The sequence below is a fragment of the Tardiphaga sp. vice304 genome (assembly GCF_007018905.1).
GTDB lineage: Bacteria > Pseudomonadota > Alphaproteobacteria > Rhizobiales > Xanthobacteraceae > Tardiphaga.
In genome coordinates this window covers 4,156,945-4,176,648 of sequence record NZ_CP041402.1, presented here as the reverse complement: position 1 = coordinate 4,176,648, position 19,704 = coordinate 4,156,945, and the positions used below count along the sequence as shown (strand labels likewise).

The 19,704-nt window shown below is 63.8% G+C and carries 14 protein-coding genes; 11 read left to right on the top strand and 3 right to left on the bottom strand.

Features of this window, described 5'->3' with window-relative positions:
- Genes FNL56_RS19855 through FNL56_RS19840 form a run of 4 tightly spaced genes read left to right on the top strand, consistent with a single transcriptional unit; the run spans position 1 to position 3,667 of the window.
- Positions 1 to 1,041, top strand: a complete 1,041-nt coding sequence (locus FNL56_RS19855) for a branched-chain amino acid ABC transporter permease (RefSeq protein ID WP_143574693.1) — start codon at positions 1 to 3, stop codon at positions 1,039 to 1,041.
- Positions 1,038 to 1,790, top strand: coding sequence for an ABC transporter ATP-binding protein (locus tag FNL56_RS19850; RefSeq protein ID WP_143578139.1), 753 nt, complete (start codon positions 1,038 to 1,040; stop codon positions 1,788 to 1,790). Before FNL56_RS19855 ends, FNL56_RS19850 begins: the two co-directional genes overlap by 4 nt.
- Positions 1,783 to 2,499, top strand: coding sequence for an ABC transporter ATP-binding protein (locus FNL56_RS19845; RefSeq protein WP_143574691.1), 717 nt, complete (start codon positions 1,783 to 1,785; stop codon positions 2,497 to 2,499). The genes FNL56_RS19850 and FNL56_RS19845 overlap by 8 nt, the downstream gene beginning before the upstream one ends.
- Before the next feature lie 49 nt (positions 2,500 to 2,548).
- Entirely contained in the window at positions 2,549 to 3,667 is a 1,119-nt protein-coding gene (locus tag FNL56_RS19840) for a cobalamin-independent methionine synthase II family protein (protein ID WP_143582254.1), read from the top strand.
- A gap of 215 nt (positions 3,668 to 3,882) precedes the next feature.
- On the opposite strand, the gene FNL56_RS19835 is transcribed toward FNL56_RS19840, so the two are convergent.
- Together FNL56_RS19835 and FNL56_RS19830 are read right to left on the bottom strand one after the other, a co-directional pair.
- Positions 3,883 to 4,320, bottom strand: coding sequence for a universal stress protein (locus FNL56_RS19835; protein WP_143582253.1), 438 nt, complete (start codon positions 4,318 to 4,320; stop codon positions 3,883 to 3,885).
- Between the two features lie 52 nt (positions 4,321 to 4,372).
- Positions 4,373 to 4,900: a SixA phosphatase family protein gene (locus FNL56_RS19830; RefSeq protein WP_143574688.1), complete on the bottom strand. Its 528-nt coding sequence runs from the start codon at positions 4,898 to 4,900 to the stop codon at positions 4,373 to 4,375.
- Positions 4,901 to 5,013: 113 nt separating this feature from the next.
- Between FNL56_RS19830 and FNL56_RS19825 the strand changes: the two genes are divergently transcribed.
- From FNL56_RS19825 to FNL56_RS19805, 5 genes are all read left to right on the top strand, one after another.
- On the top strand, positions 5,014 to 6,411 hold the full coding sequence (locus FNL56_RS19825) for an NAD(P)/FAD-dependent oxidoreductase (protein ID WP_143574687.1): 1,398 nt from the start codon (positions 5,014 to 5,016) through the stop codon (positions 6,409 to 6,411).
- 114 nt (positions 6,412 to 6,525) lie between these two features.
- Positions 6,526 to 7,029 (top strand): peptide-methionine (R)-S-oxide reductase MsrB, encoded by a 504-nt coding sequence (gene msrB, locus FNL56_RS19820; protein ID WP_143574686.1) that lies wholly within the window; start codon positions 6,526 to 6,528, stop codon positions 7,027 to 7,029.
- Between the two features lie 217 nt (positions 7,030 to 7,246).
- Positions 7,247 to 9,094: a flagellar hook-basal body complex protein gene (locus tag FNL56_RS19815; protein WP_143574685.1), complete on the top strand. Its 1,848-nt coding sequence runs from the start codon at positions 7,247 to 7,249 to the stop codon at positions 9,092 to 9,094.
- A 44-nt stretch (positions 9,095 to 9,138) separates the two neighbouring features.
- A complete protein-coding gene (flgK, locus tag FNL56_RS19810) occupies positions 9,139 to 11,013 on the top strand; it encodes a flagellar hook-associated protein FlgK (RefSeq protein WP_143574684.1) in 1,875 nt (624 codons plus the stop codon).
- Positions 11,014 to 11,023: 10 nt separating this feature from the next.
- Entirely contained in the window at positions 11,024 to 12,550 is a 1,527-nt protein-coding gene (locus tag FNL56_RS19805) for a flagellar biosynthesis protein FlgL (RefSeq protein WP_143574683.1), read from the top strand.
- Between the two features lie 54 nt (positions 12,551 to 12,604).
- On the opposite strand, the gene FNL56_RS19800 is transcribed toward FNL56_RS19805, so the two are convergent.
- Positions 12,605 to 15,481 carry a tetratricopeptide repeat protein gene (locus FNL56_RS19800; RefSeq protein ID WP_143582252.1) on the bottom strand — a complete coding sequence of 959 codons (2,877 nt, stop codon included), beginning with the start codon at positions 15,479 to 15,481 and terminating at the stop codon, positions 12,605 to 12,607.
- A gap of 388 nt (positions 15,482 to 15,869) precedes the next feature.
- On the opposite strand from FNL56_RS19800, the gene FNL56_RS19795 reads away from it, so the two are divergent.
- Positions 15,870 to 17,456, top strand: coding sequence for a flagellin N-terminal helical domain-containing protein (locus tag FNL56_RS19795; RefSeq protein WP_143574681.1), 1,587 nt, complete (start codon positions 15,870 to 15,872; stop codon positions 17,454 to 17,456).
- 333 nt (positions 17,457 to 17,789) lie between these two features.
- Positions 17,790 to 19,376 (top strand): flagellin N-terminal helical domain-containing protein, encoded by a 1,587-nt coding sequence (locus tag FNL56_RS19790; RefSeq protein ID WP_143578136.1) that lies wholly within the window; start codon positions 17,790 to 17,792, stop codon positions 19,374 to 19,376.
- Positions 19,377 to 19,704: the final 328 nt, after the last annotated feature.

Here is a 19,704-nt window from a genome sequence, read left to right as displayed (position 1 = left end):
ATGACCGTGAATGAATCCCTGCGCGCCCAGGTGGGCACCTTCGCCATCCAGCGCGGCCGCTGGCATTGGGGCGAGGCCGTGTTCTGGCTGCTCGCCGTGGCCTGCGTATTCCTGTTTCCTAACCGCTATCTGATCCTCACCGAGATCGCCTGGCTGGCGCTGTTCGCGATGTCGCTCGATCTGATCCTCGGCTACGCCGGCATCGTGTCGCTCGGCCATGCCGCCTTCTTCGGCTTCGGCGGTTATGCCGCGGGGCTTTTGGCGTTGCATCACGTCGTCGATGAGCCGGTGCTGGCGCTCCTGGTCGCAGGGCTTGCCGCGATGGCGCTCGGCTTCGTGACCTCCTTCCTGGTGATGCGCGGCACCGATCTGACCCGGCTGATGGTGACGCTGGCGATCGCGCTGTTGCTGCGCGAGCTCGCCAACCGTTTTTCCAACATCACCGGCGGCTCCGACGGCCTGCAGGGCATCGAGATGGCGCCGATCCTCGGCCAGTTCTCGTTCGATATCTTCGGCAAGGTCGGCTTCATCTATTGCCTGGCCGTATTGTTCGTCCTGTTCCTGCTGGCGCGACGGATCGTCCACTCGCCGTTCGGCCTGTCGCTGCGCGCCATTCGCAACAATCCTCTGCGCGCCTCGGCGATCGGCATTCCGGTCAACCGCCGCCTGATCGCGATCTATACCATCGCGGCGTTCTATGCCGGTGTTGCCGGCGCACTGTCGACGCAGACCACGGCGTTGGCCTCATTGGACGGCTTCGCCTTCGACCGCTCGGCCGACCTGATGCTGGTGCTGATCATCGGCGGTACCGGCTATCTCTATGGCGGACTGATCGGCGCGGTGATCTTCAAGTTGCTGCAGGAGCTGTTTGCAACGCTCACGCCGCAATATTGGATGTTCTGGATCGGCCTGGTGTTGGTGGCGATCGTGCTGATAGGCCGCGAACGCCTGCATCGCTGGGTGCTGTACGTGCCCAACCTCGTGCTGCGCCGGTTCGGGGCGAAAACCCCGATCGCGCTGGCAGAAGGGGACCGGCCATGACCATCGCGCTGGAAACCGTCAACCTGGAAAAGAAATTCGGCGGGCTCAGGGTCACGAGCGATCTCAGCCTGAAGATCGAGTCGGGCGCGCGGCACGCGCTGATCGGTCCGAACGGCGCCGGCAAGACCACGGTGATCAATCTGTTGACCGGCGTGCTGACGCCGGACTCCGGCCGCATCCTGCTGGAGGGCCAGGAGATCGGCAGCCTGCCGGTGCACAAGCGGGTGCTGCGCGGGCTGTCGCGTACCTTCCAGATCAACCAGCTCTATGCGGATCTCACGCCGCTGGAAACCATTGGCCTCGCCGCCTCCGAACATCTCGGCCACGGCGGCGACTGGTGGCGCCGCATGGGCACCCGCGCGGACGTCAATGACGAGATCGCGGAAAATCTGTCGCGCTTCCATCTGCTCGACGTGATGAATGAGCCGACCGCCACGCTACCCTATGGCAAGCAGCGTCTGCTGGAGATCGCCGTGGCGCTGGCCACCAAGCCGCGCGTGCTGTTGCTCGACGAGCCCGCCGCCGGCGTGCCGGAGAGCGAGCGCCACGACATCCTCTCCGCGGTAGCCTCGCTGCCGCGCGACGTCACCGTGCTTCTGATCGAGCACGACATGGATCTGGTGTTTTCCTTCGCGGACCGCATCTCGGTGCTGGTCGCCGGCGCCCTGCTGGTGGAGGGGTCGCCCGACGAAGTCGCGCGCGATCCCCGCGTTAAGGCGGTCTATCTGGGCGAGGGCGCCGATGTCTGATCTGTTGACCATCGACCAGCTCTGCGCCGGCTACGGCCAGGCCGTGGTGATCCCGAAAATGACGCTTGCCCTCGGCGAGGGCCAGGTGCTGGCGCTGCTCGGCCGTAACGGCACCGGCAAGACCACGCTGATCAATTCCATCGTCGGCGTCACCCGCCGTTTCAGCGGCTCGCTGTCGCTCGGCGGCCGCGACCTCACCGCGATGCGCGCCGACCAGCGCGCCCGCGCCGGCATCGGCTGGGTGCCGCAGGAACGCAACATCTTCAAGTCGCTCACCGTGGAAGAGAACATGACCGCCGTGGCGCAGCCCGGCGAATGGACGGTGCGGAAAGTCTACGAGATGTTTCCGCGGCTGGAAGAGCGCAAGGCCAATTTCGGCAACCAGTTATCCGGCGGTGAACAGCAGATGCTCGCCGTCGGCCGCGCTTTGGTGCTCAATCCGCAGGTGCTGCTGCTCGACGAGCCGACCGAGGGCCTGGCGCCGATCATCGTCGAGGAACTGCTGGCGGCGCTCGGCAAGATCACCCGCGCCGGCGGCATCTGTTCGATCATCGTCGAGCAGAATGCGCAAAAGATTCTGGGCCTCGCCGACCGCGTCGTGATACTGGAGCGCGGCAGCATCGTGCATGATGCCGCCAGTGCCGCGCTGAAGGCCGATCCCACCGTGCTGGAGCGCTTTCTCGGCGTGGCCGGGGCCGCGAAACATTGAACCGGTCACGCCGGGCCGACGATGCAAACGAATATCTGGGAGTGAGACCATGCTGAGAACCACCGCCCCGTTCCGCGCCGACGAAGTCGGCAGCCTGCTGCGCCCGCAGAAGATCAAGGACGCCCGCGCCAAGCTCGAAAAGGGCGAGATCACCGCCGACGACCTGCGCAAGATCGAAGACTCGGAGATCGAGAAGGTCGTGCACAAGCAGGCCGCGATCGGCCTCAAGCTGGCGACCGACGGCGAGTTCCGTCGCTCCTGGTGGCACTTCGACTTTCTCAGCCTGCTGACCGGCTGCGAGCTGTATCACCCCGACCATGGCATCCAGTTCGCCGGTGTGCAGACCCGGCAGGATTCCGTGCGCGTGATCGGCAAGCTGGATTTCCCCGACGACCATCCGATGCTGGCGCATTTCAAGTTCCTGAAGCGCCATGCCGACATCGCCGGCGTCACCGCCAAGATGACCATCCCGTCGCCCGCCGTGCTGCACTTCCGCGGCGGCCGCAAGGCGATCTCGCCGAATGTCTATCCGGATCTCGACGTGTTCTTCGAGGATCTCGCCAAGACCTACCGCAAGGCCGTCAAGGCGTTCTATGACGCCGGCTGCCGCTATCTGCAGTTCGACGATACGGTGTGGGCCTATCTGTGCTCCGAGGATGAACTGGCCAAGCTGCGTGCGCGCGGCGAAGAGGCCGATGGCCTGCAGCAGATCTATGCCCGCATCATCAACTACGCGATCGCCGAGCGCCCCGCCGACATGGTGATCACCACCCACGTCTGCCGCGGCAACTTCCGCTCGACCTGGATCTCTTCGGGCGGCTACGAGCCGGTCGCAGAAACGCTGCTGGCCGGCACCAACTATGACGGTTACTTCCTGGAATATGATTCCGAGCGCGCCGGCGGCTTCGAGCCGCTGCGCTTCCTGCCCAAGGGCAAGAAGGTCGTCGTGGTCGGCGTCATCACCTCGAAGTTCGGCGAGATCGAGAAGAAGGAAGCCGTCAAGGCACGCCTGATGGAAGCCGCCAAATTCGCGCCGCTGGAGCAGCTCGCGGTGTCGCCGCAATGCGGCTTCGCCTCGACGGAGGAGGGCAATCTGCTCAGCGAGGAAGAACAATGGGCCAAGCTGACGCTCGCCGTCGATGTGGCGAACGAAGTCTGGGGCAAGTAAGCGCTTGCAATTTACGAGGGCCCATGTGGCGCTCCTAAATACCATGGGTCCCCGCGAACGCGGGGACCCATACCCTCCGACGCCGTAATAGAAACGCAGGCAGAGCCACGCTGCCTCGTGTCTGTCATAGCTACAGCGTGTATGGGTCCCCGCGTTCGCGGGGACGACGCGGCGGGTGTGGCTTCGACTGAGCGTCGCTGCAAACGCGCGAGAGATCAACGCCCCTGCGGCGGTCGCACCACCAGCACCGAGCATTTGGCGTAGCGCACCACATGGCCGGCGTTGGAGCCCAGGAAATAGGTCCGCATGGCCGGGCGGTGCGAGGTCATCACGATCAGGTCGGCCTTGATTGCCGCGGCTTCCTCGAGAATCTCGTGATAGATGCCGCCCTGTCGCACGACATGCGAGACGCTGGCGGGGTCGATGCGGCAGTTTAGCGCCACCTGCGCCAGGGCTTCTTCGGAGGACTCGCGCTGCTGGGCGTCGAAATCCGCCGGGACATATTCCGCTAGCATCACCGGCGTCATCGGCAGCACGTTCAGAAGCCGTACCTTGGCGCCGAACGTCTGCGACAGCAATGCAGCCTGGGCGATCGCGGGCTGCGCGAGTTCGATCTCTGACAGATCGATCGGAACCAGAATGGACGTGAACATGGGCGCCTCCGTCGTGCCGGAGCATAGCACGACAGCGCCCGGCCGCGTGCGGCTATTCGCCCTTCAGCAGCTTCGGGGTGACGAACTGCGCGAGCTGGCCGCCGCGGAACGCCACCTCGTTCCAGTCGGCGATGGCGAAGTCGATGATGACGATGCTGCCGGTCGGCAGGTTGCGCGCGATGGCGTGGCGGCCATCGGCGTCGCCGCCGTCGATAAGGCCAAGCGCCAGCTCGTGCAGGCCGGGATTGTGACCGACGATCACCAGCAGCTTTGGGTCCTCGACCGCCGCGTCGCGGATCACTTGAAGCAGTTCGGCAGGGCCCGCGCCGTACAGCTCTTCGAGATGCGCGACCACCGGCCGGGCATCCGGCAGTTCGGCGGCGACGAGGTCCCAGGTCTGCCGGGCGCGTGCGGCGGTGGAAACGCAGACGAGGTCGGGCAGCGGCGGGTGCCGGTTTAGCCAGGCGCCCATCGCAGCGGCGTCGACCAGACCGCGGTCGTCGAGCCGGCGGTCGAAATCCTTGCCGCTCGGCGCGTCCGTTTCGGTCTTGGCGTGACGCAGCAGCAGCAATCGACGCATGGCGCGGTCTCGATTCGGCAAGAGGGCGCCGGGGCGCCGGATGCTCAGCGGATTAATCGACCTGCGCGGCGAGGACAAGGTGACAAGCACCGAACGGATCCGTAGAAAACGACATGACCGAAGCTTCCGCAAGTACGACCGATCGCCCAGGCGCCGCAGGGCCGGAGCGCACGCGGCTGGGCGTCGATCTCGACGTCGACATTTGCGTGGTGGGCGCCGGGCTGGCGGGCCTCTCGGTGGCGCTGGCGGCTGTGCGCATGGGCGCCAGCGTCGCCGTGCTGGAAGGCCGCCATATCGGCTGGAACGCATCCGGCAACCAGTTCGGCACCGTGATGCCCGGCTTCGGCCTGCCGCTCGCCGACCTGATTGAGCGGGTCGGGCTGGAAGATGCCCGCGAATGTTGGGCGTTGTCGCAGGAGGGCGCGGAAGCCGTGCGCGCCTATGCCGCGGAAGACAGCATGCCGGGCCTCGCGCGTAGCGATGGCGCGCTGGAGGTCTCCAATGTCGATGTCGGGGACCGGCTGATTGCGCGGCTGCAGATGCTCGGCGAGGATTTCGATACCGAGGTCGAAGGCTGGCAGATCGACCGCGTCCGCGACGTGCTCAAGACCAAACGCTATTTTCATGGCGTGTATTACCCTCGCGCGTTCCAGATCGACGGCCCGGCCTATCTGCAGGGGCTGGCGGCGCTGGCGCGCGCAGCCGGGGTGCGGATTTTCGAAGATACGCCGGTGGTCAACCTGGACGCCGCCGGCATCCGCAAGCGCATCGTGACCCCCTCAGCGCGGCTGCGGTCCTCGCAGGTCGTGCTGGCCGGCAACGTGCATCTCGGCGAACCCGCGCCGCGGCTGGCGCAGACCCTGCTGCCGGTGTGGCGCTATGGCGCGATCACCGAGCCGCTCGGCGAGCGCCTGGCGGAGGCCATCACCTTCACGGGTTCGGTGACCGATACCGACGGCATCGACCAGTTCCGCATCGTCGGCGGCGACCGGCTGATGTGGTCGGGGCCGGAGACCAGTTGGGAGGCCCGGCCGCAGCGCTACGCTGGCGCCATTGCGCGGCGGATCCGCACGGTGTTTCCGCAGCTTGGCCGCGTCGCGATCGCCGAGACCTTCGGCGGCGCCATCGGGCAGACCGTGCACGGCATGCCGCAGATCGGCGAATTGCGCCGCGGCCTCTGGGTCGCCAGTGGCTTTGGCCGCCAGGGCCTTAACACCACGGCGATGGCCGGGCAGTTGATTGCCGCCGGGATGCTGCACCGCGACGACCGCTGGAAGCTGTTCTCGCCGTTCGAACTGGTCTGGGCCGGCGGCCGCACCGGCCGCATCGCCGGCTACGGCGTCGGCATCTGGAACCGCCAGAGTGCGGCGTTGGCCGGCACGCTGGCGCGCTACCGCGAAGGCGCGCGGGCTAGGGAACGGGTTCGCCAACGTCGGCTGGCGGAGGCCAATCTGCGGGCCGGCACAAGCGGGCCGCAGCCGCGCCCGTCGGGCGAAGATTCCACCGGATGATCTGCACCTCGCAGCAATGTGAGAGAAATCTCTGGCGGCGGGTGTAACTTCGCGGTGCTTCGCCCGTATCTTTGGGCGAACGAGGTCACGTCTCGACCTCCCAGGGAGACCATCATGATCGACCGCCGATTTTTTCTCACCACTGCAGCCGGACTGGGGGCGCTGATGACGTTCAAATGGCTCCGCGTGTCGCCGGCCGAAGCCGCCGACGAGAAGTTTGAAGTCACCAAGACCGATGCCGAGTGGCGCGCACAACTGACGCCGCAGCAATACGAGATCCTGCGCAAGGAGGGCACCGAAAGGCCGTTTTCCAGCCCGCTGAACAAGGAAAAGCGCAAGGGCACCTTCGCCTGTGCAGGCTGCGACAACGTGCTGTTCTCGTCGGAGACCAAGTTCGAGAGCGGAACAGGCTGGCCGAGCTTCTGGCAGCCGCTGCCCAACGCGGTCGGCGAGCGCAAGGATTCGACGCTCGGCATGGTACGCACCGAGATCCATTGCCGGCGCTGCGGCGGTCATCTCGGCCACGTCTTCGACGACGGCCCGAAGCCGACCGGCCTGCGCTACTGCATGGACGGCTTTGCGATGATCTTCAAACCGGCGACCCCGTCGGCGAGCTGATTTCGCTTACGAACGGACCGGCGATATCAGGCGCTGGTACCGGCAATTATTTCCGCGCTAGGCAATTGTGCCCCGGTCGAAAGACCGGGGCTTTTCTTTATTTCATTGAAAACATGGCGTTATTTGTCTTGGCACGGGGCTTGCGACACTCACTTCGAATGCGGCCATCAGTTTTGGCAACCGGCGGGCCGCCCGGATCGAAGTTGGAGACAATGTTATGGGTATCTTCGGCGCGCTGACTACCTCCGTTGCGGGCCTGCGGGCAAACTCCTACGCGCTGGAGAACATTTCCGGCAACATCGCCAACTCTCAGACCACCGCCTTCAAGCGCATCGACACCAGCTTCCTCGATCTGATCCCTGATACCGGCAATTCGGCGCAGCTCGCAGGCTCTGTCAAAGCAGGCTCGCGCAGCACCAACACCATCGCCGGTTCGGTGACCTCGTCATCGGTGGCGACCTACATGGCGATCAATGGCGCCGGCTTTTTCGCGGTCCAAAAGCCAGGCAGCGTCTCGGATTCCACGCCGGTGTTCGACGGCGTCAACAAATACACCCGTCGCGGCGACTTCACGCTCGACAAGAACGGCTACCTGGTGAATGGCGCCGGCTATTACCTGCAGGGCGTCAAGATCGATCCGTCCACCGGCAATCCGGCCGGCAGCACGCCGGCAGTGATGCGCTTCCAGAACGACTTCCTGCCGTCGCAGCCGACCACCAAGATCGACTACCGCGCCAATCTCGCCAGCTATCCGCTGACCACCAAGCACAACACCGCGGTGGTCGGCTCGGAACTTCTGCGCTCGGCTGACTTCGTGTCCAACCCGCGACCGCTGGGCACGCCGGCGACGCCGTTCGGCAATACCGCCACCACCGGCAATGCGCGGACCAACTTCGAGACCCCGGCCGTCGCGATCAAGGCGGCCACCAAATTGCTGAGCGCAACGGGAACGGATTCGCTTCCTGCCGGCTTCATCGCCGGCGACACAATGACGCTCAAGGTCACCAATGCCGGCGTCACCACGACCAAGACAATCTCGTTTTACAACGGCGGCGCCGCGCCGGCGCCGGTCACTGGTACCACTTTCATCGATCTCTCCGCCGCGGGAAGCACCGTCGGAAGCCTGCTGTCCACGATCGACGGCCTCACCGGCACGACGACACCGTCGAGCATTTCGGCGACAGGCGCCGTCACGCTGAATACCGGCACCGCCAACGACTTCTCCCTGACATCCTCGTCCGCAGCAGGCTTCGGCTCGCTGGGCTTCTCCGGCACGGTCACGGCGCTGCGCACCGGCGGCGGCACTGCCGGCACCGGCGTGGTGATCGGCAGCGACAACCAGACCTTTCTCAACGAGTCGATAAGCGGCGGCGCGGCCACCGCCTATGACGGCAACGGCGCGCCGGTCAGCCTCCAGTTCCGCTGGGCCAAGGTTGCCTCGGCCACCACAGGCGGCACCGATACCTGGAACCTGTTCTACCAGACCAATCCCGCCGCCACCGGCTCCGCCATTGCCTGGCAGAACGTCGGCACCGATTTCAAGTTCGGCACCGACGGCCAGATGCAGCCGGTGATCGGCCAGATCACGTTGAGCGGCCTGACGGTCAGCGGCGTCAGCCTCGGCAACGTCACGATGGCGTTCGGCACCGGCGGCCTGACCCAGTTCGCCGACACCAATGGCAACGCCCAGGTCAACCAGTTGCAGCAGGACGGCTACGCCGCCGGCCAGTTGAAGAGCGTCTCGGTCAGCAACCAAGGCCGCGTCGTCGGCAGCTACTCCAACGGCCGCAACATCGATCTGGCCGAAGTCAGCGTCGCGACCTTCAACGGCGCCGACTTCCTGAAGCGCATCGACGGCGGCGCGTTCGAAGTCACCAACGAATCCGGCCAGCCGCTGTACGGCAAGGGCGGCAGCATCTCCGGCGCGTCGCTGGAATCGTCGAACACCGACATCGCCGACGAATTCACCAAGCTGATCGTCACCCAGCAGGCTTATTCAGCCAATACCAAGGTGATCACGACGGCGAACACGATGGTGCAGGATCTCCTGAACGTGATGCGATAATCCGCGCGGCATTCGCCCGCGGTTTTTGAGAGCGGTAGTCAGTCATGAGTCTAAACGACGCACTCTCCATAGCAATGGCCGGCCTGCGTGCGAACCAGGCCGCGATGTCGCTCGTCTCGTCGAACGTCGCCAATGCGGAGACGCCCGGCTACGTCAAGAAGACCATCAACCAGGTCGCGACCAATGCCGGCTATGGCAGCAGCGTCACCATCGTCGGCGTCAACCGCGAACTCGACCAGTACATCCAGGCGCAGTTGCGCACCGAAACATCCGGCGCGGGCTATGCCTCGCTGCGGTCGAACTTCCTGCAGCAGTTGCAGGGCATGTATGGCAATCCGGGCTCGACCGGGACGCTGGAGGCGGCCTTTGCAGGCCTGACTACCGCGGTGCAGGCGCTGGCGACCAGCGCCGACAGCCAGTCGGCGCGGATCGGCGTCGTCAACGCAGCCGCGGTGCTGTCGCAACAGCTCAATTCGATGACACAGGGTATCCAGAGCCTGCGCGGCGCGGCCGAGACCGACATCCGCGGCTCCGTCGACGACGCCAACGCGCTGATGAAGCAGATTGCGACCATCAACAACTCGCTGGCAGCCAATCCGGCCGGTGGTACCTCGACGGATTCATCCACGGCGGCACTGCTCGACCAGCGCGACCAGTATATCACGAAGCTGTCCGGTTTGATGGACATCCGCGTCACCACCAACGGTGCCAACCAGGTCACGGTATTCACCGGCTCCGGAGTGCAGCTGGTCGGCCAGGAAGCCGCGACGTTGTCGTTCAACGCGCAAGGCACGGTGACGCCGAACACCGAGTGGAGCGCCGATCCGTCGAAGAGCAAGCTCGGTTCGGTGATCGTGTCGTTCGCCAATGGCGGATCGATCGACCTCACGGCCACCGGCGCGATCAAGTCGGGCAAGATCGCCGCCTATACCGAACTGCGCGACAAGACGCTGGTCGAGGCGCAGGACCAACTCGACCAGTTCGCGGCGCAGATTTCCAGCGCGCTGTCGGACAAGACCACGGCGGCCACGATCACGATTCCGACGGCCGGCTCGCAGACGGCGACGCTCGACGTGTCGGGGATGCAATCCGGCAACGTCGCCCATCTGTCGTATACGGACGCCAGTAACGTCAAGCACCAGATTTCGCTGATGCGGGTCGACAATCCCAGCGTACTGCCGTTGTCGAATAATGTGACGGCGGACCCGTCCGACGAAGTGTACGGCATCGACTTTTCGGCTAGTCCGGCGTCGATCGTGGCGCAGATCAATACCGCGCTGAACGGCCGGCTGACAGTGACCGGCGCGTCGCTGTCCGCGCTGACGGTCCAGAACAACCCGACGCTGACCACGCTGACGGCGGCGTCGGTGACCACCACGGCGTTGCCGGGGTCGCTCACCTCAGGCAACCCGCAGGTGGCGCTGTTCACCGATACCGGCTCTTCCTACACCGGCGCAATCAGCGGTTCGGGATCGCAGATTACCGGCCTTGCCGGACGTCTCACGGTCAACAGCGCGCTGTTGGCGGATCCGTCCAAGCTGGTGCTGTACGGCCCGACCACGGCCGCCGGCGATACGACGCGCGTCGATTTCATCATGTCGCGGCTGACCAAGGCGACGTTCCAGTACACGCCGTCCGACGGTGTGGGCAGCGCCAGCGCGCCTTTCAAGGGCACGCTGCTGAGCTACATGCAGCAGTTCACCAGCGCGCAGGGCGCCCAGGCCAGCGCGGCGAAGCAACTGGCCAGCGGCCAGGATGTGGTTCTTGCAACGCTGCAGGGAAAGATGACGACCACCTCGGGCGTCAATATCGACGACGAGATGGCGCACCTGCTTTCGCTGCAGAACGCCTACTCTGCCAATGCGCGCGTGATGTCGACCGTGAACGACATGTACAAAACCCTGATGCAGGCTTTCTGAGGTAACAGTCATGACCATTAGCGGCGTCAGCGGACGGACATCCTACATCGGCTCGGGCATTCTCGACCTGCGCAGCCAGCTCGATACGCTCACCCTGCAGCTGTCGAGCGGCAAGGTGTCCACCACCTATGAGGGGCAGGGCAGTGGCCGTAGCCTCGCCATCACCCTGCGTTCGCAGATCACCGCGATCGCCGGCTATTCCGATACGGCCGTGAACCTGAACACCCGGATCGGCGTCGCCAACCTGTCGCTGCAGCGGCTCGCGCAAATCGGGTCGACCGTCAAGGGTGCGGCGGTCAGCGCCGGCACGACGCTGGACAATACCGGCCAGACCGCCGGGCAGAAGACCGCGAACCTATCCTTCGTCGACTCGGTCGACATGCTGAACACCAAGTCCGGCGACCGCTACCTGTTCTCGGGCCGCGCCACCGACACGGCGCCTGTGGCTTCGTCCACCGATATCATGGACGGCGACGGCATCAAGGATGGCCTGAAAACCGTCATCGCCCAACGCAAGACGGCGGATCTCGGCACCGGGCTGGGGCGCCTGGCGATCGCGCCTCAGGCCGTTGGTTCGACGGCGGTAGCGATTTCCGAGGAGACGCCGGCAACCGTGTTCGGCATGAAGCTGACCAATGTCGCCTCGACGTTGACCGGCGCGACCGTGACCGGACCGACCGGGACCCCGGCGGCGATCTCGGTCAATCTCGGCGCCACTAATCCGAACCCCGGCGACAAGGTCAAGTTCACCTTGACGCTGCCGGACCAAACCCTCGAGACCATCGAGATGACAGCGGTCGCCGCGGGCACGACGCCGCTGCCATCCAACAGCTTCGAGCTCGGCGCCACCACCGACATCACCGCCAGCAATCTCAACGCCGCGCTGACCACATCGGTCGGAGGTCTCGCGAAGGGCACGATGGTGGCGGCCTCGGCGATCGCGGCCGGGGACAGTTTCTTCGACACGCCGCCGATGCGAGTCGGCGCGGGCGGAGCCTCGGCCACCGCGCTGGTCGATGGCTCGGCCGACACCGTGAGCTGGTACAAGGGTGAACCCGACATTCCGGCCAACGGCTCGGCCCGCGGCTCGGCCGTCGCCCAGGTCGACCAATCGATCACCGTGAATTACGGCGCCCGTGCCGACGAGCAGGCGCTGCGCTCGCAGCTGCAGACGGTCGCCGTCTATGCGGCGTTCTCGATCGACGTTACCAATCTGACCAATCCGGCCATCGCCAAGGCCGCCAATGCCCAGGTCGCCGCGCTGAACCAGCGGGTAGCGCTGAACCTGGCCCCGGTGGCGGGCACGCAATCGATCCAGGACATCCAGGCCGACTTCGCTGGCGCGTCAGTATCAATCAAGGCGACGACGGACCGTCAGACCCAGACCAAGGCGCTCAGCGAGACGCTGCTGAATTCCATCGAAGGCATCGATGATAACGAGGTCGCCGCCAAGATCCTGGCCCTGCAGACCGCGCTGCAGGCCTCGTATAAGACGACCTCGACGCTGTACCAGATGAGCCTGGTCAAGTTCCTCTAGGCGTTAGTCTCGTCATTGCCGGCGTCGCGTCACATGGATGCATCACAGGTCCGGCTACGCCGCAGCCTGGCTGTCGCACCAAATGCGCCACATCTCGCGATAGGCGGTCTCGATATCCCGGGCGAAGCCCGAAAAATCCATCATCGGGCTGCGCGCCATCATCTGCCGCAGGTCTCGTCGCAAGGCTCGCCGCCGGTCGAGATCGGCCGCCAGCGCCACGGCGCGCGCGACATAACCTTCTTCGTCGGTCGCGATCAATTCGGGCAGCCCGATGTTTTCCAGGATAGAGGCGCATAGCCGGGCGGTGAAATACCCACCGGCCAGCGCCACCACCGGAACGTTCATCCACAACGCATCGAGCGTCGTGGTGCCGCCGTTGAACGGAAACGGGTCCAGCGCGATATCAATCCTGTCGTACAGCACATACTGGTTCGAACGCTTGCGGGGTTCGAGGATGACGCGGTCGACGGGCAGGCCCAGGCGCGCCAGCCTGGTCAACGTCTGTGCTTTGAAGTCGGTGCCGTCGATGCCAATGATTTCCAGCAGCAGTCGCGAATCCGACACGCGCTCAAGAATCTCCGCCCATCGCTCCAGCGTGCGATCGGTGACTTTCGAGAAATTATTGAAGCAACCGAAGGTGACGTGAACGTTGTCATCGCTGGGAACATGATCGATCGGGGCGGAGATATCCCGGCGCGGCTCGTAGCAACAGAACGATTTCGGCAGCCGCCAGAGCGTTTCGGTATTGTACCGCTCCGTCATGCCGACCGGATCCGTGTGGGGGTCGGTGATCCGGTAGTCGATCGCGCTCACCCCGGTGGTGGTGGTGAAGCCCAGCCATGTGGCCTGCACCGGCGCTGGCTTGCGGGCAAACACCAGCAGCCGATTGGCAGCCATATGGCCAGACATGTCGATCAGGATATCGATCGCATCGCTCTCGATCAGATCGGCTGCGGCATCGTCATCGAGATAGCGTATATTTTGCCAGCGATCGAAATGCGGCTTCAGGCGAGCCGTCACCTCGTCCTCTTCGGAGATCGTGGTGTAGGCAAAAATCTCGAAATGGCGTTTGTCGTGGTGCGTCAGTAATGGTTCGAAGAAGTAGTTCACGGCATGGCTGCGGAAGTCGCCGGAAACATAGCCGATCCGCAGCTTGCGGTCAGGGTCTATGGCGTTGCCGAAGGGACGATGGCGGAGCAGGGCGGCTGATATGTCGCGGTCGAACAGACGGGCCTGATCGACCACCACTTCGTGCGGAACATCGGCGTAGCCCAGCATCATGATCAGGTTGTTATGCGCGCTGACAAGGTCAGGCTTGGTGGCGACCGCCGCGCGGTAGTTTTCAATCGCCTCGTCATTGCGACCCTGGCCCTTCAGGTTTCCGGCAAGGTTGTTCATGGCTTCCGCATAGTCGGGCCTGATCGACAGCGCGTGCCGATAAGCTGTTTCCGCCTGCTCGATTTCACCGAGATCGGAGTGGGCGTTGCCCTTGTTGTTGTAAGCTTCGACCAGTTGCGGATCGAGGCGAATGGCTTCGGAAAATCGTGCGATCGCCTGCGGAATCTTGCGTTGCTCGAGCAGAATGGCGCCGATGTTGTTGTTCGCCTTGGCCATATCGACCCCGAGCGCGATCACCCGGTCGTAACACGCGATCGCCTGGTCGAGCCGGCCGGCGTCCTTGTGCAGATTGCCGAGATTGATGAACGGGTTCGCAAAGCCCGGCTTGAGTTCAACGGCTCGCTCGAAATGACGCAGCGCCTCATCGCGCCGGCCGATACCGAGCAGCGTCGTTCCCAGATTGTAATGCGCTTCAGCGAAATCAGGATGGATTTCCAACGCGCGCTGAAAGCTTTCGATAGCGGCAGTCGTCCGCCCATTGTCGCGCAGCAGCGTGCCCAAATTGTTATGGGCGAGCGCCAAACCAGGGTCGAGTACGATGGCGCGCTCGTAACACTCTGTCAACTTGGTGATGTCCGATGTCTTGCGGAAGAAATTGCCGAGATTGTTGTGGGCCACGGCGTGCCCGGGCATTCGCCTGATATTGTCCTGGTGCTGTGCCAGCGCAGCATCCAACTGGCCGTCTTCCATCAAGACGTTGGCAAGATTGTTTCGGGCATCGAAATAGTCGGGGTCCAGTTCGATCGCGCGGCGCAACGAGCGAATGGCTTCCTGGTGACGTCCCAGGCCGGCAAAGGCGCTACCAAGATTGCTGTGGAACGACGCAATAGCGTCGTTCTGGGCCATGGCGCGGTTGATCCATTCGACAGCGGCTTCCATCCGCTCGTCCTGGATCGCCAGCACCCCCATCATGTGCAGCGCATCGATGTGGTCGGGCGCTTCGGCGAGAACCAGCTGCAGGATTCTGAGCGCTTCCGCCAGCCGCCCGGCCTTCTGGCACGCCACCGCTTGCTGGATCGCTTCGGCGTGTCCGATCCGGGCTCGCAGTTCCATCGCCTCCGGACCGTTCAGGCCGCGGCTGGCGGCGCGGTCCAGAATGTTTCGGGCATCGCTGCTGGCGCCGGTGAGCAACAGGGCCTCGGCAAAGGAAAACCAGTACTGGCCTTCGGCGGGGTTGGCCTGCAGCGCCGCCGTCAGGAGCTTCAGCGCATCGTGGGGTCTGCCGCGCCGAAGGCTGATGAGGCCGAGCCCATGATTGGCAGCGGCGTCGTCGGGATTCGAGCTGAGAACGCTGCGAAACAGCCGTTCGGCGTCGGCAAACCGGCCGGCGCCAACATGCGCCAGCGCCTTGCGAATCGCCTTGTTATCGGACCGCAGCGTTACATTCATGAGAAGACCAGCAAGCGAGAGAGATGGCGCAGCATAGGCGATTCTCTCGCAAAGCGTGCTGCCTGCGTCATATCTCAATACCGCAGGTTTGAAGCGTGCCGCGCTCGAGGCGTGCCGCTCGTCCGTTTCGCGCCGTCCCTGCACACGGCGGTCATGCGATCCTGAAGGATTTTGTCGCAGTCGCTGAAGTCGATTTGTAGTATTCACGTACTGCCCGCTCAAAAAAAGAGAATGAGCGGTGAAATTTATTTTTCGCAGGCGCCGTCATGCCTACCGTCAATTTGGTCATGAGATACCACAAAACCCCAATCCGCATGAGAGACGCGAATGGGCAGGCCGGTTGATTCAATTGCAGAAAAGACGTCCGTCGATGAGGTCGGGGTACCCTGATCCGTAAAATGTGTAGTTGAGTTGCCCGCGCGGAGCGTGACAAACTTGCGCGGTCCGTTTTACGCATTGTTAGAGTCTGACGATCATCTTCCGTGCAGCGATCAAGAAGATCGTAGTTCAGTTTACCAGGAAGGTATCTAACATGGCCGGCATTACCCTTACGTCTGCAGTCCGTCAGAATTTGCTCTCGCTGCAGTCCACTGCATCGCTTCTGTCAGAAACCCAGAACCGCCTCTCGACCGGTAACAAGGTCAACTCGGCGCTCGACAACCCCACCAATTTCTTCACCGCCTCGTCCTTGAATTCGCGTTCGAGCGACATCAACAATCTGCTCGATGGTATCGGCAACGGCGTGCAGATCCTGCAGGCCGCCAACACCGGCATCACCTCGATCCAGAAGCTCGTGGACTCCGCCAAGTCGATCGCCAACCAGGCGCTGCAGACCACGGTGGGCTACACCAAGTCCTCGATCACCAGCCTCGCCACCACCGGCGCGACTGCTTCCAACCTGCTCGGCCCCTCTGGCGCTCCGACGACTGCCGCTTTCACCGGCGCAGCCGCCGTCAACAACCTGACCACTCCCGGTACGCTGACCGGTGCGACCAAGTTGTCCGGCGGTGCCAACTCCGACTCGTTGACGACCAGTTTCGCCGCCAACGACACGCTGACCGTCAACGGCCAGACGCTGACCTTCAAGGCTTCGGGTGCTTCCGGTGCCAATGAAATCAACATCACCGACGACGTGACTGCGCTGCTCGGAAAGATCGACGGTCTGACCGGCGCAACGGGTTCGACCGTGACGGCTGGCAAGCTGGTCATCAACACCGGCACCGCTTCGGACCTGACGATCACCAGTTCCGCTGCAGCGCCGCTGGCTGCTCTTGGTCTCAGCACCGGTGTTACGCAGGCCCGTACGGCTGGTTCTGCTCCGGCTCTGCAGGGCAAGGTCCTGACAATCGGTGCAACGGGCGGCGGTACCGCTTCCTCGATCACCTTCGGCACGTCCGCCGGCCAGGTCGATACGCTTGACAAGCTCAACACCGCTCTGTCGACGAACAACCTGCAGGCCAGCATCGATACGACCGGCAAGCTGACCATCACCACCACGAACGATGCGGCTTCGGCCAACATCGGCACCGTCGGCGGTACTGCGTCGACCACTTCCACTGTCGGCTTCAACGGCCAGAGCGTCGTCAACGCCGTCAAGGATCCGACCTCGCAGGCGACGCGCGCCAGCCTGATCGCCCAGTACAACCAGGTGATCGATCAGATTGAAACGACGGCGAAGGACTCGTCCTTCAACGGCGTCAACCTGCTCAACAACGACACCCTGAAGCTGACCTTCAACGAAACCGGCACTTCGAAGCTCAGCATCTCCGGCGTCTCGTTCGGCCCCGGCGGTCTCGGCCTGTCGAAGCTGACGGCGGGTACCGACTTCACCGACAACGCGGCGGCAAACAAGACCCTTGCCTCGCTGACCACCGCCTCCACCACGCTGCGCTCGCAGGCCTCGAGCTTCGGTTCGAACCTGTCGGTCGTGCAGATCCGTCAGGACTTCTCGAAGAGCCTGATCAACGTGCTGCAGACCGGTGCGTCGAACCTGACGCTCGCCGACACCAACGAGGAAGCGGCCAACAGCCAGGCGCTGTCGACCCGCCAGTCGATCGCGGTGTCCGCGCTGTCGCTCGCCAACACCGCCCAGCAGGGCGTGTTGCAGCTGCTGCGCTGATCTCGGCGAACAATATCAACGAAGACCGGGCGGCGGGGGAAACCCCGCCGCTTTTTCGTGAGGTGTTCGTGCCGGACCAGAGAAGCCGCGGCCGAATTAGGGTTCTGTTAACTACGTTACTCCGATGGAGAAAAACCCGACAGGCTATTCTACAGATCGAATTACCTACTAAGCTACTGCTCTACCTGCGTATTCGCTAATCGGCCCGGAACAGGGGGCGCGCAATGCCGACAAAGCCCGCGTCGGATTTTACGCTGCGTTAATTTTTGTAGTCGCATCGTACCTTCAGTGCCCAAGAAGGGCGCGTTTCGAATACCAGGAAGGTACTCAATTATGTCCGGCATTACCCTTACGTCTGCAGTCCGCCAGAACCTGCTCTCGCTGCAGTCCACTGCATCGCTTCTGTCAGAAACCCAGAACCGCCTCTCGACCGGTAACAAGGTCAACTCGGCGCTCGACAACCCCACCAATTTCTTCACCGCCTCGTCCTTGAATTCGCGTTCGAGCGACATCAACAATCTGCTCGATGGTATCGGCAACGGCGTGCAGATCCTGCAGGCCGCCAACACCGGCATCACCTCGATCCAGAAGCTCGTGGACTCCGCCAAGTCGATCGCCAACCAGGCGCTGCAGACCACGGTGGGCTACACCAAGTCCTCGATCACCAGCCTCGCCACCACCGGCGCGACTGCTTCCAACCTGCTCGGCCCCTCTGGCGCTCCGACGACTGCCGCTTTCACCGGCGCAGCCGCCGTCAACAACCTGACCACTCCCGGTACGCTGACCGGTGCGACCAAGTTGTCCGGCGGTGCCAACTCCGACTCGTTGACGACCAGTTTCGCCGCCAACGACACGCTGACCGTCAACGGCCAGACGCTGACCTTCAAGGCTTCGGGTGCTTCCGGTGCCAATGAAATCAACATCACCGACGACGTGACTGCGCTGCTCGGAAAGATCGACGGTCTGACCGGCGCAACGGGTTCGACCGTGACGGCTGGCAAGCTGGTCATCAACACCGGCACCGCTTCGGACCTGACGATCACCAGTTCCGCTGCAGCGCCGCTGGCTGCTCTTGGTCTCAGCACCGGTGTTACGCAGGCCCGTACGGCTGGTTCTGCTCCGGCTCTGCAGGGCAAGGTCCTGACAATCGGTGCAACGGGCGGCGGTACCGCTTCCTCGATCACCTTCGGCACGTCCGCCGGCCAGGTCGATACGCTTGACAAGCTCAACACCGCTCTGTCGACGAACAACCTGCAGGCCAGCATCGATACGACCGGCAAGCTGACCATCACCACCACGAACGATGCGGCTTCGGCCAACATCGGCACCGTCGGCGGTACTGCGTCGACCACTTCCACTGTCGGCTTCAACGGCCAGAGCGTCGTCAACGCCGTCAAGGATCCGACCTCGCAGGCGACGCGCGCCAGCCTGATCGCCCAGTACAACCAGGTGATCGATCAGATTGAAACGACGGCGAAGGACTCGTCCTTCAACGGCGTCAACCTGCTCAACAACGACACCCTGAAGCTGACCTTCAACGAAACCGGCACTTCGAAGCTCAGCATCTCCGGCGTCTCGTTCGGCCCCGGCGGTCTCGGCCTGTCGAAGCTGACGGCGGGTACCGACTTCACCGACAACGCGGCGGCAAACAAGACCCTTGCCTCGCTGACCACCGCCTCCACCACGCTGCGCTCGCAGGCCTCGAGCTTCGGTTCGAACCTGTCGGTCGTGCAGATCCGTCAGGACTTCTCGAAGAGCCTGATCAACGTGCTGCAGACCGGTGCGTCGAACCTGACGCTCGCCGACACCAACGAGGAAGCGGCCAACAGCCAGGCGCTGTCGACCCGCCAGTCGATCGCGGTGTCCGCGCTGTCGCTCGCCAACACCGCCCAGCAGGGCGTGTTGCAGCTGCTGCGCTGATCTCGGCGACTCAGACCAACCAAGACCAGGCGGCAGGGGAAACCCTGCCGCCTTTTTCGTAGCGATATACCGCTGAGAGGCCCGGAAAGCTCAATGCTTTCCGGGCTTTTGCCGTTTTGGGACAGTATCTGCGGGCGCTTAAGGAGCTGTTAACCATAAATTAAAGGGTGCCTGCTCATAGTCGGGCTAAGTAGGAAGCAGGCAGGCCGAGAATCGGCCGCGTTTGATCCGGTGACATCCCCCAGGGATGCGTCGAGATCCCTCTTCCAGAAGGGCGTCAACATCACCGGCTGCGTCGTGGCGATCTCCTTCGCCTTGGACGTTTGCA